Consider the following 18341-nt stretch of genomic DNA (forward strand, 5'->3'; position numbering starts at 1 on the left):
AGTAAAAATATTTTGGCCGCAGGGCTTGCGGTGTCAGTCTGTAGAGCGACCATAAGACCAGAACAGAGTAAATCTGTTAAGGCAGGTGCGGAACCCCGCAAGGGAAAGAAGCAGAAACCCAAATCGTGAGGTTTGGGAATCGCCGTCCGTTTTACGGCGGCGAGGATGTCAATCCACAATACCCTCGATCGAGCTTAGGGTAACATCTCGGGCTTATTGAACTTAACTAGCGATAGATTCGAGAATTTATTAGCCCCATCAAAACAAAAAACCCTGATTTTACCTCGATTTTACCCGCTCTACCGCCCTAGCCCGACAAATAATTTCTCGCACAGATAAGAATTATTCTCAATAGCTGTACAATAGGAAAAGACAACTTTGCCAAGAATCGAGCAATGAACGATAAAATAACTCGGAGAGTCTTTCTAGGCGCGGGAACAGCCACCTTAGCGTTAGCAGTGGGTCAATTAGGGAAAATAAACGAAGTTTCCGCCCAAACTAAACAATTAAACCTCTATTCCTCCCGTCACTACAACACCGACCGACGATTGTATGACAACTTCACCCGACAAACGGGAATAAAAATTAACCTCGTGGAAGGGGAAGCGGATCCATTAATCGAACGGATTAAAAGCGAAGGCAGCAATAGTCCTGCCGATATACTCCTGACGGTAGATGCGGGGAGACTATGGCGCGCCGACCAACAGGGAATTTTTGCCCCCGTCAATTCCCGCATTCTTACCCAAAGAATTCCCGCTCATTTGCGTCACCCCAAAGGTCACTGGTTTGGGTTTAGTAAACGCTTGCGGGTAATTATGTACAACAAAGACAGAGTTAACCCCAGAGAAATCGATTCCTATGCAGATTTAACCAATCCCAAATGGAAAGGAAAAGTCGTCACCCGGTCATCCAGTAACATCTATAGTCAATCTTTTACCGCTTGGTTAATCGACATCCAAGGGGAAGCGGCCGCAGAAAAATGGTGTCGAGGATTAGTGGCTAATTTTGCCCGTCCACCCCAGGGTAATGATAAGGCACAAATCGAAGCTGTAGCCGCAGGAATTGCCGATTTAGCCCTAGCTAACACCTATTACTTAGCGGGGTATGCCGAAGAAAAAGACCCGGCTAAACGGGCAATTTATGACCAAGTAGGCGTAATTTTCCCCGACCAAGCAGGCCGCGGCACTCACGTTAATATTAGCGGTGGTGGTTTAATTAAAACTGCCCCCAATCGAGAATCGGCCATTAAATTTTTAGAATATCTTTCTAGCAATGAAGCACAGAACTTTTTTGCTAAGGGTAATCGAGAATATCCCGTCGTTCCAGGGGTTGCTTTAGACCCTTTCCTAGCAAAACTCGGACGCGGGAAAGAAGATACAGTTAGCGTGGCTAATTATGGTCCTAATTTAGCCAAAGCGGTACAGGTAATGAATCGCGCTGGTTGGAAATAAGTTATCAGTTATCAGTTATCAGTTATCAGTTAAGGCAATTGAAATAAAACCGAGAGATTATTAGCTGGCATAGGAATTACTTCTAACAATTGTAAACCTCGATCGCTCGCTGCTTGCACCACATCTTCTAAATTCCTAACTCCCCAAGTAGAGTTTTGAGAACGGAGAGAAAAATCAAAGCTTTCGTTACTAGGAGAAGTATGTTTTCCCTGCAGTTTATAGGGACCATAAAGATAGAGAATTCCCCCCGAACCGAGAATGCGACTCGCTCCTGCCATTAACGCTAAACAAGCGGACCAAGGGGCGATATGAATCATGTTAATATTAACAATCGCATTAATAACGATATTTTCCGTCTCTACCGCCCAAACTGACTGATGAACATCGATAAATAGGGGGCGATCGAGATTAGAACTAGGACAATAATCGCACCAACTGCGAATACTATCTAGAGCCAGAGGGTTACAATCCGAGGGAATCCAACGACAAGGAGCAAGACGAGGAGCAAAAAAAACAGCGTGTTCACCCGTGCCGCTAGATATTTCTAGGATATTCCCAGTCTTCGGTAAAAATTGGCTGAGAACTTCTAAAATCGGCTGACGATTGCGTTCTGTTGCCGGAGCATATTGACGTAAATCAGACATAACTAGGGTTTGCGGCAAAAAGTTGGTTGGTGGGGTTAGGAGTCGGTCGTCAGGCGTTGGTCGTCAGGCGTCAGTCCTGATGAAAAAATTTTCACCACCACAGATGAAAGAGGTTTCCTTCCCTACACCCCACACCCCACACCCTACACCCTCTTTCCAGTCAGGAGGATTATTTTTATTTATTCTCCCTTCTCCCCATCCTACTCTGCAATAACTACTGGCAGCCAGAAATACGTTGGTTTCTTATCATACTTTGTGCTTTTTGTCAAAAAAACTTTTTTTTTGCAATAAAACTACACAAAAAAAAGATCATCGTTGTTGGTGAAATTGACTAATTTACCCGTCCTAATTAGGATAACCTTCTAGGTTTGGTGAGGGTTTCAACCATTGCTGCCTAAAAAAGCACAGAATATCCCATTATGAAATTCAGTAAAATCGCTGTAACCATTGTAACATCGTTGTTAAATAAAAATCTTTCTCAATTAATTTTTAAGAATTTGTAAATATTGCGGAATGTTAATTTAAATATTCTCAAGTTTTTGGAGTCAATAAATAATTTTTGCTTATCTTTGGCGAACATTGGGTTAGGAGTCAGTATTCTCCGAGTCAGCTTTTTTCTCCCTTCTCCCTGCTCCCTGCTCCCCTCTCCCTGCTCCAGAAAAATATTAAGTTTTGTTAAGAAGTTAGTGACAAAAGACCAGCTTTAATCTCTATTATCGTAGTAAGTGGCTTTTGACCCGAATCAAGCCGGTCAAGATAAATAGTAACTTTTGCCCATCATCAAACAACGATTGTCAGTCTAACTAAAACAGTCGCTGTGGCCATGCCCTCGTGATCAATTCCTATGTCAACCCTGGTTATTGTCGAATCCCCCACCAAAGCTCGGACGATCAGCAATTATCTGCCTAGCGGCTATCGAGTCCAAGCCTCCATGGGCCACATCCGCGATCTGCCCGCCTCCGCCGAAGAAATTCCCCCCGCCCACAAAGACAAATCCTGGGCCAATTTAGGCGTGGATGTGGAGAACGATTTCGATCCCCTCTACGTCGTCCCCAAAACCAAAAGTAAAGTCGTCAAAGAATTAAAAGAAGCCCTCAAAGGGGCCAGCGAACTGATCCTCGCCACCGACGAAGATCGGGAAGGCGAAAGCATCAGTTGGCATCTCTTGCAGGTACTCAACCCGAAAATACCCACCAAAAGGATGGTATTTCACGAAATCACCAAAGAGGCAATCCAAGCCGCCCTCAAAAATTGTCGCTCCATCGACGAAAATTTAGTTCACGCCCAAGAAACCCGCCGCATACTCGATCGCCTCTACGGTTATACCCTCTCCCCCCTACTCTGGAAAAAAATCTCCAAAGGGTTATCCGCCGGCCGCGTGCAATCCGTGGCGGTACGTCTGCTCGTACAACGGGAACGAGAACGACGGGCCTTTAAAACCGCCAATTATTGGGACCTGAAAGCCACCCTCGAAAAGGACAAAAATCAATTCGAGTCGAAATTAGTCACCTTAAACGGTCAAAAAGTGGCAAATGGGAGCGATTTCGATGCCGACACCGGCAGACTGCTCCCCGGTCGCCAGGTGACACTTTTGGATCAAGCCACCGCCGCCGCCTTAAAAGAACGCATCCAAGACAAAATCTGGCGCGTTAGCCACACCGAAGAAAAACCCACCACTCGCAAACCTTCCCCCCCCTTCACCACCTCCACCCTGCAGCAAGAGGCTAACCGGAAACTGGGCATATCCGCCCGCGACACCATGCGAATCGCCCAAAATCTCTACGAACAGGGCTACATTACCTATATGCGAACCGATTCCGTCCATCTTTCCGATCAGGCCATCACCGCCGCCCGCAATTGTGTAGAACAAATGTACGGAAAAAATTACCTCAGTCCCCAACCCCGGCAGTACACCACCAAAAGCAAAGGCGCACAGGAAGCACACGAAGCCATCCGGCCCGCCGGTAGTAGCTTTCGCCTGCCCCGGGAAACCGGCCTGAGCGGACTAGAATTCGCCCTCTACGACCTAATCTGGAAACGTACCGTCGCCTCACAGATGGCCGATGCCCGCATTACCCAGATCGCCGTCAATATTCAGGTAGAAAATGCCGGATTTCGCTCCTCTGGCAAAAGAATCGACTTCCCCGGCTTTTTCCGCGCCTATGTGGAAGGTTCCGACGATCCCGAAGCCGCCATCGACGACCAAGAAATAATCTTACCCGCCCTCAACGTCGGTGACACCCCCAATTGTCGCCAACTAGAAGCGATTAGCCACGATACCCAACCCCCCGCCCGTTATAGCGAAGCCTCCCTCGTAAAAACCCTCGAAAGTGAAGGAATCGGGCGACCCAGCACCTACGCCACCATTCTCGGCACAATTATCGATCGCGGTTATGCCCAAATGCGGAATAAAACCCTCATTCCCACCTTCACCGCTTTTGCCGTGGTTAGTTTGTTAGAAAATCATTTCCCCGACCTGGTAGATCCCAAATTTACCTCGAAAATGGAGGAAACCCTCGACGATATTGCCACCGGTTCCGCTCAATGGTTGCCCTATCTCGATCGCTTCTATCGCGGCGAAAAGGGGCTAGAAAGCCAAGTAAAAGAGCGCGAGAGTCAAATTAACTCTAGCACCGCCAAATCGGTGATTTTAGAGGATTTACAGGCAACTATCAAGATCGGCAAATACGGTCCCTATCTGGAAGTCTCCCGAGGCGATGAAATCCTCACCGCTTCCATCCCCGCCGATTTAACCCCCGCCGACCTCAACCCCGAACAGGTAGAAACCCTGCTGCGACAAAAAACCGAGGGTCCCGATAAATTAGGTCTTCATCCCGACAGCGGAGAGCCAATTTATCTGCTGGTGGGTAGTTACGGCCCCTACGTCCAGTTAGGAGATGTCAGCGATGACAACCCCAAACCGAAACGCGCCTCCCTACCCAAAGGAGTCAAACCAGAGGATGTCACCCTCGAACAAGCGGTGGGTTTATTGGCACTGCCGCGACTACTGGGAACCCATCCCCTCACCGGAGGCAAAATTAAAGCCAGTTTAGGTCGTTTTGGCCCCTATATAGTTCAGGAACAGGGTAAGGAAAAAGAATATCGTTCCCTGAAAGCCGGCGATGATGTCTTAACCATAACCCTCGATCGAGCTTTGGCCTTATTAGCCGAACCGAAAAAAACTCGCAGCGCCCGCGGTTCCACCAAACCACCTCTAAAAGAATTGGGTAAGCATCCCGACGACGACGAATCCGTGGGATTGTACGAAGGTCCCTACGGAGTTTATATCAAACACGGTAAGACCAACGCCAAGATTCCCGAAGGAGAAACCGCCGAAACCCTGACTCTAGAACAAGCTTTAGTCGCCCTAGCGGCCAAGACAACCACTGCCAAGAAAACCACTACTAAGAAAACTACTTCTAGCACCACTAAAAAAACTACTTCCCCAGGCAGTAAAACTGGCAAAAGTAAGACGGTTTAGCGGTTACTGGCGGGGCGATTTTCTCCCTGGTTAATTCCTCGCTCTGATGCGAGGACAAATCTGGCTGGCTTTTTTGTCTTTTGCACCACTTTGAACGAGCTGCTCATATACCCCAAATTCCCTACTGTAAAGCAATCGCCATCGCTTCTTGGGGAATTTGCCGGTAAATTGGTTTTAAAAATTGTTCTATGGCATCTGATTCGGGGGCAGCGAGGGGAAAATTGCCTAAAATGTCGAGAATGGTTTGATTTTCATTCCCCGGCGTAATCACAACTAGGGAGGGATCTAGCTCCTCATCGTACTGCCAAAAGCGATCGATAGTGCTGTCGGGGGCAGTTTTTTCGACTACTGTGGGGGGTTCACTGACTGCTAAAGGTTGATTATCAGAGGAATAGGAGCGTTTTTCCCGTAAAGCTTCCAGAATTTGGCTTTTGCTTCGGCCGCGCAGTTGCAAAAGCAGGAAGGGATCGACAATAAAACGATCACCCAATTGATAGTATACTGCTCCTATATGTTTGCAGGGGTTGGCTTGATCGGGACAGGTACAACGAGAGCGAATATCAGCTAGGGAAAAGGGAAATAAATTCACCCCACTATCGATAAAAACACGCTCGATATGATCGGGCATTTGTCCCGTGAGCAATTGAGCGGAATAAATGGCCTTTTTGGAGAGAAGCTTAATAATATAGTCCCATTCTTCATCACTGAAAGCGACTAGGGATAAATCCACTATATAAGGCTCTGGTTCACTGCCTTGTACTCTGGCAATAACTTGCGAGTCTTCAAAGTCAATACTTAAAACATTGCCTTCTCTGGCGTAAAGTCTAGCTCGTTCCAAGCGTTTTTTAAAGCGATAGGAATCGAGTAGTTCTAGCCATTTTTGTACCCACCAAGCTTGTTCTGTCATTTTTTATTTCGCCAATTCAAAAATGAAACACATCAACCTTAAGAGTTGACAGAGAAAGGCTCATCAGGTATATTCTGATCTTTAACAACAACAAATCAGACCCAAAAACGAAGCCCTCAACATCTTAACATAGAACAAAGAAACTTGCTCTACCAACTTGGTCAAGAGGTAAATTTATCTCAACGGCAAATAGCCGTCTTGCTGGGATGTCATGTCATCTATGAAGCAGAAACCCAAATTGTGAGTTTTGGGAATCGCCGTCCGTTTTACGGCGGTCAGGATGTCAAGAAACCATCTACAAAATTTCTTGGGAGAGGGGATTAAACGAGCATACTAATGGACTGTTAAGACAATTCTTTCCCAAGAAAAGGAATTTTAAAATCCTTAAGCCAGAGGAAATAGAAAGAGCCGTAAACTTGATTAACAATCGTCCTCGAAAATGTCTTGACTATCGTACCCCGAATGAGCTATTATGTGATAGCTCAGACAGTGATGAAATTCAGAATTGAATTGGCAAGATGTACACAAAAACGAGGATTTTAGGTATGAAGACAGAACAGAAAAATCCACAATTAAATTGTCATAAATTAGCAGAAGTCTTTTTATCAAATCCCTTAATTGAAGATTGCTATTTTATGGTACGAGAGGATGAATTAGTCGCCTATATCGTTTCCTCTGGAGCTTGGAATTCTGAACAATTGTCCTCCGATTTACAGTCTCAGTTACCGGACAATCTTCTACCTAATATCTATGTGCAGATTTCCAGTTTACCCTTAACCGATAGCGGTGATGTCGATGAAACTGCATTAAAGAATATTGAAATTATCGATGATCATCAAGTTCAGGAAACAGAAGAAAAACTACGCTCTTTGTCAGATATTGATCAAGTTGCCGCTGTCATGACTTCCAAAAAAATCAAAATTTTACCCCTACATCTATCGGACTTATTGCCCTTAAAACCAGAGAAAAAAAATGATCATCAAGAATCTCAAACCCCGATTCATCTGGGGATTCACACTTCTAACACTCAAGCTAGAATCAGTCACGGACAGCTTTTAGAAGAATCTGAAATTCAGCCTAAAACCTTGGCAGAAATCCTCCAAAAAGCTGCTGAAAATCATTCAAATAAAGGGATTATTTATATTCAATCTAATGGATCAGAAGTTTTTCAATCTTATCAACAATTATGGGAAGAAGCTCAACAAATACAAGCCGGATTACAAAAGCAGGGTTTACAAGCTCAAGATAAAGTGATTCTTCAGCTATCGGAAAACTATGATATCATTTCCGCATTTTGGGGGTGTCTTTTAGGGGGATTTATTCCTGTTATTATTTCAGTGCCACCCAGCTATAAAGATTTTAATAATGAAATTCATAAAATATCTCAAGTTTGGCAGTTGTTAGATGAGCCTATTATTATCACAAATCAATCCCGTCAGCAAGAGATAAAATATTTAGAACAATGGTTGCCTAATCAAACCTTAAGCTTCAGTTTTATTGAAGAATTAAAAACTTATTCTCCCCATCAGACTCATATTAGTCAACCGGATGATATCGCGTTCTTTAATCTCACATCAGGCAGTACAGGAATACCGAAATGTATCTCATTAACCCATAAAAATGTCATCTCTCGTGCGCGAGGAACAAACATCATTTGTGAACATCAAAACGACGATATTATTCTTAATTGGCTTCCTTTTGATCATATTGGAAGTATTTCCGACTGGAATATTCGCTGTGTCGAGTTAGGATGCCAAATGGTTTATGTTCAAACTGAATATATATTAGGTCGTCCTTTGAATTGGTTAGATTTAATTGATCAATATCGAATTACCCACAGTTGGGCTCCTAATTTTGCCTATAATTTGATCAATGAAGCTTTAAAAAAAGAACCGGATCAAAATTGGAATTTAGATTGTGTCAAATTCTTTTTGGCAGCGGGTGAAGCTGTTTCTGGTCAAGCAGTTGGAGAATTTATTAACACCCTTCATCTTCAATATAATCTGAAAAAAACGGCGATGCGTCCTGCTTTTGGGATGGCAGAAATGGGGTCAGGAATTACCTATTATCAGCCTACAGAGCAACAGCCATTACTCTTTCATACGGTTGATAAATCCTCCTTAAATTCTTCCTTAAAACGAGTTCATCCTGAGCATCCCAATGGTGCAACCTTTACGGATTTAGGATTACCCATTCCGGGTATATCAATTAGAATTGTTAATGCTGATAATTTCCTATTACCAGAAGAAACCATTGGTCATTTACAAGTTAAAGGAGATGCAGTTTCACCGGGGTATTATAAAAACCCAGAAGCGAATCAAGACGCTTTCTTAAAAGATGGCTGGTTTAAGACAGGAGATTTAGCATTTATTAGTAACGGTCATTTAGTTATTACTGGAAGAAGTAAAGAAACCATTATTATTAATGGAGTCAATTATTATAGCCATGAAATTGAAAATGTGGTTGAAACCATTGAAGAATTAGAAGTGTCCTACACCGCCGCTTGTGCTGTTTATGATCCTAGGAATAGTACCGATCAATTAGCTTTATTTTTTAGTGCAGAAACCTTTGACCACCAGCATCTAGCGGAACTTCTGAAAAAGATTAGACGAAAAGTAATTAACAGTTTTGGCGTTAATCCTGAATATTTAATCCCCTTAAATAAAACGGAGATTCCTAAAACTTCTATTGGTAAAATTCAGCGATCGCAATTAACAAAACGGTTTACGAACGGAGAATTTAATTCTATTTTAAAAGAAATAGATATTTTATTAGAAAACGATCAAACCATTCCTGATTGGTTTTACCAGAAAGTTTGGAAACCTCGATCTCCAGTTAACTTAAAACCCGAACTTTCCAAGTATTGTACTTTAATTTTTCTGGATTGCTTGGGTTTAGGAGCATCTTTAGCAGAAAAAATCCAAGGTCAAAACTTACCCTGTATCACGGTTTTAGCAGCGGAAGAATTTTCTCAAATCAGTCAAAATTGCTATACCCTCAGACCCGGGACAGCCAATCATTATCAACAGTTAATGGCATCTTTATCCGAGCGAAAAATTATCCTTAGCAATATTATTCATCTGGGTACTTATCAAGACTATCAGGGAGAAATTTCAACAATTGAACAGTTAGAAAAAGCACTAGAAAAAGGAACCTATGATTTATTATTTCTAGTTCAAGCTTTAGCTAAAATTCATGATTTTAACTCAAAAATTCAATTGTTATTTGTTTCTAGTTATAGTCAATTTGTCATAGAAACCGATGAAATTGCCTATGAAAAATCTCCAGTTTTAGGACTGATCAAAACCCTAGCTCAAGAACTTTCTTGGTTGAATACTCGTCATGTTGATTTACCTCTGGATCAAACCGAAATTAATGTCAATTATCTGCTGCAAGAACTATCCGTTTTATCCAAGGAAAGAGAAATTGCCTATCGCAACGGGAAACGTTTAATTGCAGGTTTGGAAAAAGTCAATTTACTTCAACACCCCCAACAGGAATTACCCTTTAAATCAGGGGGAATTTATCTGATTACCGGAGGACTAGGAGGGATTGGCATACAAATCGCTCAGTATTTACTCAAAAATTATCAAGCTCGTTTACTGTTAATTGGAAAAACACCTTTACCAGAAAAACACCTTTGGAGTGAGTACCTCAAAACCGAAGATCAATTATCCTTAAAAATAAAAAATCTCCAAGCTTTAGAAAACCTTGGGGGAGAAGTAATTTATCAAGCGGTAGATGTGGCTAATTTCCCTCAAGTTAAACAGGCTGTAGAACAGGTGAAAAAACAATGGCAAGGAGAACTTAATGGGGTGATTCATCTGGCTGGAATTTACAAAGATTGTTTACTTCTGGACGAAACTCAAGAGGGTTTATCGACAATTCTTCGTCCTAAAGTAATAGGAACTTGGGTTTTACATCAACTCCTCAAAGAATCTCAGGGAATTTTTATTAGTTTTTCTTCCTTGGCTAGTTTTTTTGGAGGAGCAGCTTTGGGTTCCTATGCGGCGGCTAATAGTTTCCTTGAGTCTTTGAATACCTATCAAAAATCTAAGAATTTGTTCCCCAGTTATTGTTACAGTTGGACAACTTGGCAAGAAACCGGGATTAGCCAAGGTTATCAGATGCAATACATAACCCGATCTCAAGGGTATTATGATATGACAGTACGGCAAGGTTTAGACTCATTTCTAACCAGTTTATATCACAACCAAAGACAATTAATAATCGGTTTAGATGGGAGTAATAGCAAGATTAATCGTTTCACATCTAGGTCTGAAGGATGCCAAAAGTTAACGGCTTATTACACTCGTAAATCTACAGTTCAATCGGTCAATCTACCTAATCATGTTAGTCTAAAAGATCGATTGGGAACGTCCTATCAATGTCCCCTGGTGCTGCGACAATCTCTCCCTATTAAGGATAATGGAGACATTGATAAGCGGCAATTACTCAAGGAACTCCAAGGCAAAGAAAATAACGAATTGATAGCACCCAGAACGGAAGCTGAACGTCAAGTTGCTAAGATTTGGCAAAAGGTGTTAAATCTATCTCAAATTGGAATTCATGACAATTTCTTTGAACTAGGAGGACATTCTTTACTGGCGAGTCAAGTTATTTCTCGTTTACGGGATGTTTTCTCGGTAGAATTGTCTTTGCACAGTTTATTAGAATACCCCACCGTTGCCAGTTTAACTCAAACGATTGAGGTGCTTAATGTAGCCAACAATAGTCAAAGTGTATCCAAAAGTGGTAAAGTTATGACAACAGCCTCAGAAAATTATGAAGAAGGAGAATTATGAAAATAGCTTAACTAAAATTTAAGCTTTTCAGATCCATTTTGGAAAAAAATGTAAAAAATTGTATCCATCACTGAAATTTATCATCCAGAATATGCTATAAATAGTTTCGGTTTAAAACAGTCTTTTTGTGGAGTATGTAAGCGGTTGCTCCCATAGCAACTGACTTTAACAATAACCACCGACTCCTCGCCATTGATAATTGTTGTTGGGTCTATAGTGTTTAGTCTTTGAGGGACTTAAATTTATGAAAACAGTTGAATTTTTATCGGATCTGAATCATTTAGGTGTGACAATTTGGATGGAAGGGGATAAGCTGCGCTATCGTTCTCCTCAAGGTGTTATGACTCCCGATTTACTCGAACAATTGAAAGAGCATAAAGAAGAACTCATCGTTTTATTGCGTGAACAAGCTGACAATTTTAGTTCGGAAACAGACTATGATGTGGCAATTTGTGGCGGTGGATTAGCGGGTTTAACCTTAGGGAGACAGTTAAAACTTAAACAACCTAATCTTTCCGTTGTTGTTCTTGATAAAATGGCTCGTCCTTTACCCGAAGCTGGTTTTAAAGTGGGAGAATCAACCGTTGAAGTCGGGGCTTTTTATTTAGCAAATACGCTTCAGTTAACCGATTATTTTGATCATCAACATTTGCCTAAATTGGGATTACGCTATTTTTTCAAACCTCAAGAAACTGAATTTCATAAAAGACCTGAACTGGGATTATCAGAGTTTCATGCTCCTAAATCTTATCAAATTGATCGGGGTAAATTAGAAAATGATTTACGCCAATTTAATATTGAAGCAGGAATTGACCTTAAAGAAAATTGTTCGGTTAAAGACATCGAGTTTGCTGAAGGGCTACAGCAACAGCATAAAATTATTTATACTCAAGGCAGTGGAGCGAATCAAAAAACTCATTGTATTAAATCCCGATGGGTTGTCGATGCGATGGGTCGCCGTCGATTTATACAGAAGAAACTCGGTTTAGCGAAACCTAATCATAATAATTACAGTGCGGTTTGGTTCCGAGTTGAGGGTCGTTTTGATGTCAGCAATTTTGTGCCAGCCAGTGAAGAAAAATGGCATCGGCGTGTTCCTAATAACAACCGTTATTATTCTACAAATCATTTATGCGGTGAAGGATACTGGGTTTGGTTAATTCCTTTATCCACAGGTTATACCAGTATTGGCATTGTGACTCGTCAAGATATTCACCCGTTAAAAAATTATCATAACTATGAATTAGCCTTTCAGTGGTTAAGGGAAAATGAACCCGTTTTAGCGGCTCATTTAGAAGGTAAATCCCCAGAAGACTTTAGAAAGATGCCGAAATATAGCTACTCCTCGAAACAAGTCTTTTCCTTTAATCGTTGGGCTTGTGTCGGTGAAGCAGGCCTATTTCCTGATCCGTTTTATTCCCCCGGTTCAGATAGTATTGGTTTTGGCAATTCTTTAACCACTCAAATGATTGAACTTGACCTTAAAGGTCAACTAACTCCCGAAAGAGTTGACGATGCGAATCACTTTTATTTAACCTATCACGATGGGTTAGCCTTTAATATTCAAAATTCCTATAACTGTCTTAAAAATGGGACAGCGATGGCTACAAAAGTCATCTGGGATACGTTAGCTGGATGGACATTTGGTTGCTTAATGATGTTTAATTCCATCTTCCTTGACCCGGAACTTAAGATGAAAGTTCAACAGATTAATGCAGAATTTTTCCCTCTTTCCTATCGAATACAACAACTATTCCGAGATTGGGCAAATCAATCCCTGGGTCGGGTTAGCTTTGAATTTATTGATTACTTAGCAATCCCCTTTGTGAATGAACTGCGAACCAGGAATTTACAATCTAATAAAACCGAAGCTGAAATCATAGAAGCTTATCGAGCCAGCTTAAAATTATTAGAAGAATTTGCTCAAGTCATTTTTCAAATTGCCTTAGAAGATACCAGTCCCGAACTGTTAACTAAAATTAACGAACACCCCTGGTTAAATGCTTGGGCAATTAGTTTGGATGCCAGTAAATGGGAGACTGATGGGCTGTTTTCTCCTAAGAACGAACCTCGTAATTTACACAGCATTAAAAAACAATATTTAGAGGCAATAAACCGATAAAAATAGACGAATCAAGTTGATTGGATTTCTAACAGTAGCTCAAGTTAGAGCTACTAAACTCAGCCAAACATCACCCCCATTCCAAAAATACCAGAACATTAATTAAGGAAAAGGATACTATTAATGAAAGTCGCAGAATTTTTATCTTACTTAAATAGTTTAGACATCAAGCTTTGGCTTGAGGAAGAAAAGTTAAAATATCAAGCTCCCCAGGGAGCGATGACACCAGAAATTAAGCAAGAAATCGGCACAAGAAAACCAGAAATTCTCACTTTTTTAAGAAGCGCAACAACACCGTCTAAACCCCTTGAATCGGTCATTAATACCGTTGCCAGAACTGAAGATTTACCCCTATCTTTTGCTCAACAGAGAATGTGGTTTCTCTATCAGATGGATCAGCAAAATTCGGCTTATAATGAAGCTCTAACCATCCGTTTAACGGGACGCTTAAACATTGATATTTTAGAGCAAACGATTAATGCTATTATTCAACGGCATGAGAGCTTACGCACAAGCTTTCCAATGGTTGAAGGAAAACCTATTCAAAAAATTGCTCCATCTCTGAAGATTAAATTATTAGTTGTTAATTTAAAAGATATCCCCCAAGAGCAAATTGACAAACAGATTATTAAAGAACTACAAAAACCCTTTGATTTAACTCAAGCTCCCCTATTACGATGTACTCTGTTTGATCTGGGATATGAAAATTATATTTTAGTCAACGTCTTCCATCATATTATTATCGATGGTTGGTCAAAAGGCATTTTATTTAAAGAATTATCTGAATTTTATCAGGCATTTTTATCCAATTCAACCGTAGATTTACCCGAATTACCTATACAATATGCGGATTTTGCGGTATGGCAAAGACAATGGTTACAAGGTGAAATCTTAGAAAATCAGTTAAATTATTGGAAAAAACAATTAACGGGCGCTCCTCCTTTATTAGAACTTCCAACCGATAAACCCCGTCCAGCTACTGCCAATTTTCGAGGTCATAGTATCTCGTTTCAAATTAACTCAGAACTCACCGAAAAACTGAAACTTTTGAGCCAAAAGTCGGGGGTGACTTTATTTATGACCTTACTGGCTGCTTTAAACACTTTACTCTTCCGTTATAGTGGCCAAGATGATATTTTAATCGGGACACCCACCGCCAACCGAAACCGACAAGAAATTGAACCTTTGATTGGTTTTTTTGTCAATACTTTAGTGCTGCGGAATTCCCTAGAAGGAAATCCGACTTTTTCAGGATTATTACAGCAAGCTCGCAATGTTGTTTTAGAAGCGTATGCTAATCAAGATGTCCCCTTTGAGCAAGTGGTTGATGGGTTAGAAATCGAACGAAGTTTAAGTTATAATCCCTTATTTCAGGTAATGTTTGCGCTGCAAAATGCCCCCCTCAATGCTTTAGAATTACCCAATTTAAAAGCTCAATATCTAGCCGTTGAACAACAGAGAATTAAATTTGATCTCAGCTTAGTTTTAGAGGAAATCGAAACCGAAAAAGGAGCTTATTTAGAAGGTTTTTGGGAATATGATAGCGACCTATTTACTCCTGAAAGAATTAACCGCATGGTGGGTCATTTCCAAACTTTATTAAAGGGGATTGTAGCCAATCCTCAGCAAACCATCGGGGAATTACCGTTACTGACTGAATCGGAAAAACAGCAATTATTAGTAGAATGGAATCAAACTCAAACGTCTTATCCTGATCATTACTGTATTCATCAGTTATTTGAAGAACAGGTTGTTAAAACACCTGATGCTATAGCGGTCATCGATGGAGAACAATCCCTCACCTATGAACAGTTAAATCAAAAAGCCAATCAGATTGCCCGTTATTTACAAAAATTAGGGGTTAAACCAGATCAATTAATTGGGATTTGTGTCGAGCGATTGCCCTTAATGATTATTGGATTTTTAGGAATCTTAAAAGCTGGAGGAGCTTATGTACCACTGGACACAAGCTATCCCGAAGAACGACTTGAATCTATCATAAATGATGCTGAAATCAAAATTTTATTAACGCAACAGCACCTCATCAAAAAACTACCAACAACAGTCAATCAATTGATTTGTTTAGAACAAGATGAAGACCCAATTAAACAACAAAGTAAACAGAATCCTCTCAGTCATGTTAACGCTGAGAATTTAGCCTACGTCATCTATACTTCAGGTTCTACAGGTAAACCTAAAGGAGTTGCTATTCCCCATCGAGGAGTGACTCGTTTAGTCTGTAATACTAACTATATATATTTAAAACCAACTGATAGAATGGCTCAGGTTTCTAATCCTTCTTTTGATGCCGCTACTTTTGAAATTTGGGGGGCGCTGATACATGGCGCACAGTTAATAGGAGTAGATAAAGATACAGTTCTTTCTCCTGAAAAATTTGTTCATTTTCTCCAAAAATATCAAATTACTATTTTATTCTTAACGACAGCGTTATTTAATCAGTTAGTTCAGACTATTCCCCATGCTTTTCAAAGCTTAAGATATTTACTTTTTGGTGGCGAAGCAGTTGATCCTCAATGGGTCAAAGAATCCCTTAATAAAGGAACCGCTCAAAATTTACTTCATGTTTATGGGCCAACAGAAAGCACAACTTTTACCTCTTGGTATTTAATTAAAAATATTCCTTCAGAAGCTACAACTATTCCAATTGGTCGTCCTTTAGCTAATACAGAAATTTATATTCTTGATCCCTATTTGCAACCTGTTCCTATTGGTGTTAAAGGCGAATTGCATATTGGTGGTGATGGTTTAGCCCGTTGTTATCTCAATCGTCCTGACTTAACTGAACAAAAATTTATTCCCAATCCTTTTAGTCAAGATTCGTCAGCACGTCTGTATAAAACAGGTGATATAGTACGCTATTTAGCCGATGGGAATATTGAATTTATTGGACGGATTGATCATCAGGTAAAAATCAGAGGTTTTAGAATTGAATTAGGCGAAATAGAAGCCGTTTTATTTCAGCATCCTCAAGTCAAAGATGGAATTGTTATCGCCAGAGAAGATCTACTTGGAATCAAGCGTTTGTATGCTTATGTTGTTCCGAAAGATAAACAACTCACTCAGCCAGAATTACGAATTTTTCTCCAAGAAAAGCTGCCCAATTATATGATTCCTGCTTTCTTGATTTTCTTAGATGCTTTTACTCTTAATCAGAATGGAAAAATTGATCGCAGTGTTTTACCTAGACCAGAAATTGATGTTAATGAATTAGAAAATTATCTTCTTCCTAGTACCGAGAAAGAAACAATTCTAGCCCAAATTTGGCAGGAAGTTTTAGGGCAAAATCAAATTAGTATTAATGAGAATTTCTTTGACTTAGGAGGCGATTCAATTATCGCCATTCAAATTGTCGCTAAAGCTAATCAAGTGGGATTACAAATTACTCCTAAACAATTATTTAGTCATCAAACTATCGCTCAATTAGCCACCGTAGCGGAGACAACTGCTATCACTGAAATTGACCAGGGATTAGTTACAGGTGAAGTCCCCTTAACTCCGATTCAAAAATGGTTTTTTGAACAAAACTGGCCCGAACGTCATCACTTTAATCAATCTATCTTGTTAGAGGTTCCCAATAATCTACAACCAGATTTATTAAAACAAACTATTTCTAAATTACTCTATCACCATGATGCTTTGCGGTTACGGTTTGTTCAAAAAGGGGAACAATGGCAACAAAATCACAGCGATGATTGCAATAATTTTGCTTTTGAAAAGGTGGATTTATCCCGTCTATCTTGCGATGAACAATTGACCAAGATCGCAGAAATTTCCGAGGTTCAACAACGGGTACTGAATTTAGAGGAAGGCCCCTTAATGGCGGTGGTTTTCTTCGCCTTGGGTGAGAGTGGAAAAATGTTAATTGTAATTCATCATTTAGCAGTAGATGGAATTTCTTGGCGGATTATCCTCGAAGATTTCGTTACGATTTACCAGCAATTAGAAACCCAAAAGCCCCTGCAACTTCCTCCTAAAACCAGTTCTTTTAAAACTTGGGCTGAGGAACTGCAAAACTATGCGAAAACCCCAGAGTTTTACGCTCAATTCAAGTATTGGCTAAACCGTGATTTTTCATCCGTTTCTCCTCTTCCTGTAGATGTTCAGGGGGATGCCCAATCTAACATTGTTGCCCATGCCAAAACGGTCTCTTTCACCTTAACCGAAGAACAAACCCGCTTACTCTTACAGGAGGTTCCGCAAGCTTATAACACCCAAATTAATGATATTCTATTGACCGCTTTAGTCCAAGCTTTTGGCCGTTGGACAGGAAATTATAAGCTTTTGCTTGACATGGAAGGTCATGGAAGAGAGAATGTAATTGAATCCGTGAATTTATCTCGAACTGTGGGTTGGTTTACCAGTATTTTTCCCGTCTTTTTCACCTTAGAAAATCTTCACCATCCGGGTGAATGTCTCAAGTCCATTAAAGAGCAATTACGACAAATTCCGAATCGGGGATTTGATTATGGAATTGGATATTATCTGAATTCAGATTTAACGATTCAATCCCCGTTAAAAAACTATCCAAAAGCTCAAATTAGCTTTAATTATTTAGGTCAATTTACCAGCCATCAAATCGGCGAGATGGGCTGGAAATTATCTCAAGAATCCAGTGGTTCCATTCATAGTCCTTTGGGACAACGTTCCCATTTAATTGCGATTCATGGAATTGTGGTTGATGGGCAACTTGACATGGAATGGCAATATAGTGAAAATTTTCATCATCAAACAACGATCAAAAATTTAGCCGCTGCTTATCGAGATTCTTTAGAAAGCCTGATTAACCATTGTTTATCGGCAGAAGGGGGCTATACTCCATCGGATTTTCCCGATGCGGATCTTAATCAGGTAGAACTAGATGAACTGCTTTCAGAACTCGATTTTTAAACTCAATTTAATGTTTAACCCTC

At 40.6% G+C, this 18341-nt stretch carries 9 protein-coding genes and 2 pseudogenes; 9 read left to right on the top strand and 2 right to left on the bottom strand.

Features of this window, described 5'->3' with window-relative positions:
- A pseudogene (locus IM500_RS05000) lies at nucleotides 1-129 on the top strand (RNA-guided endonuclease TnpB family protein); the annotation flags it as partial.
- A gap of 266 nt (nucleotides 130-395) precedes the next feature.
- Complete coding sequence (locus tag IM500_RS05005; protein ID WP_287737870.1) at nucleotides 396-1451, top strand: Fe(3+) ABC transporter substrate-binding protein; 1056 nt, start codon at nucleotides 396-398, stop codon at nucleotides 1449-1451.
- A gap of 29 nt (nucleotides 1452-1480) precedes the next feature.
- Here IM500_RS05005 and IM500_RS05010 read toward each other — a convergent pair whose 3' ends face one another.
- Complete coding sequence (locus IM500_RS05010; protein ID WP_190723702.1) at nucleotides 1481-2095, bottom strand: DUF938 domain-containing protein; 615 nt, start codon at nucleotides 2093-2095, stop codon at nucleotides 1481-1483.
- A 506-nt stretch (nucleotides 2096-2601) separates the two neighbouring features.
- Between IM500_RS05010 and IM500_RS24690 the strand changes: the two genes are divergently transcribed.
- Both IM500_RS24690 and topA read left to right on the top strand, forming a co-directional pair.
- Complete coding sequence (locus tag IM500_RS24690) at nucleotides 2602-2802, top strand: hypothetical protein (RefSeq protein WP_423202562.1); 201 nt, start codon at nucleotides 2602-2604, stop codon at nucleotides 2800-2802.
- Between the two features lie 137 nt (nucleotides 2803-2939).
- The gene (gene topA, locus IM500_RS05015) at nucleotides 2940-5576 is read left to right on the top strand and encodes a type I DNA topoisomerase (RefSeq protein ID WP_190723703.1); all 2637 of its coding nucleotides are present in this window, start codon (nucleotides 2940-2942) and stop codon (nucleotides 5574-5576) included.
- 121 nt (nucleotides 5577-5697) lie between these two features.
- On the opposite strand, the gene IM500_RS05020 is transcribed toward topA, so the two are convergent.
- Nucleotides 5698-6483 carry an SWIM zinc finger family protein gene (locus IM500_RS05020; protein ID WP_147068690.1) on the bottom strand — a complete coding sequence of 262 codons (786 nt, stop codon included), beginning with the start codon at nucleotides 6481-6483 and terminating at the stop codon, nucleotides 5698-5700.
- Nucleotides 6484-6627: 144 nt separating this feature from the next.
- Between IM500_RS05020 and IM500_RS05025 the strand changes: the two genes are divergently transcribed.
- From IM500_RS05025 to IM500_RS05040, 5 genes and pseudogenes are all read left to right on the top strand, one after another.
- Entirely contained in the window at nucleotides 6628-6807 is a 180-nt protein-coding gene (locus IM500_RS05025) for a hypothetical protein (protein ID WP_012267925.1), read from the top strand.
- Nucleotides 6789-6992 (top strand): annotated as a pseudogene (locus IM500_RS24695) (transposase); the annotation flags it as partial. The gene IM500_RS05025 and the pseudogene IM500_RS24695, both read left to right, overlap by 19 nt.
- A gap of 36 nt (nucleotides 6993-7028) precedes the next feature.
- Complete coding sequence (locus IM500_RS05030; protein ID WP_287737872.1) at nucleotides 7029-11288, top strand: non-ribosomal peptide synthetase; 4260 nt, start codon at nucleotides 7029-7031, stop codon at nucleotides 11286-11288.
- A 244-nt stretch (nucleotides 11289-11532) separates the two neighbouring features.
- Complete coding sequence (locus tag IM500_RS05035) at nucleotides 11533-13410, top strand: TubC N-terminal docking domain-related protein (RefSeq protein WP_190723705.1); 1878 nt, start codon at nucleotides 11533-11535, stop codon at nucleotides 13408-13410.
- Between the two features lie 123 nt (nucleotides 13411-13533).
- Nucleotides 13534-18318: a non-ribosomal peptide synthetase gene (locus IM500_RS05040; protein ID WP_287737874.1), complete on the top strand. Its 4785-nt coding sequence runs from the start codon at nucleotides 13534-13536 to the stop codon at nucleotides 18316-18318.
- The last annotated feature ends 23 nt before the right edge of the window (nucleotides 18319-18341 follow it).

It is taken from the genome of Microcystis sp. M179S2 (assembly GCF_020245805.1).
GTDB classification, from domain to species: Bacteria; Cyanobacteriota; Cyanobacteriia; order Cyanobacteriales; family Microcystaceae; genus Microcystis; species Microcystis aeruginosa.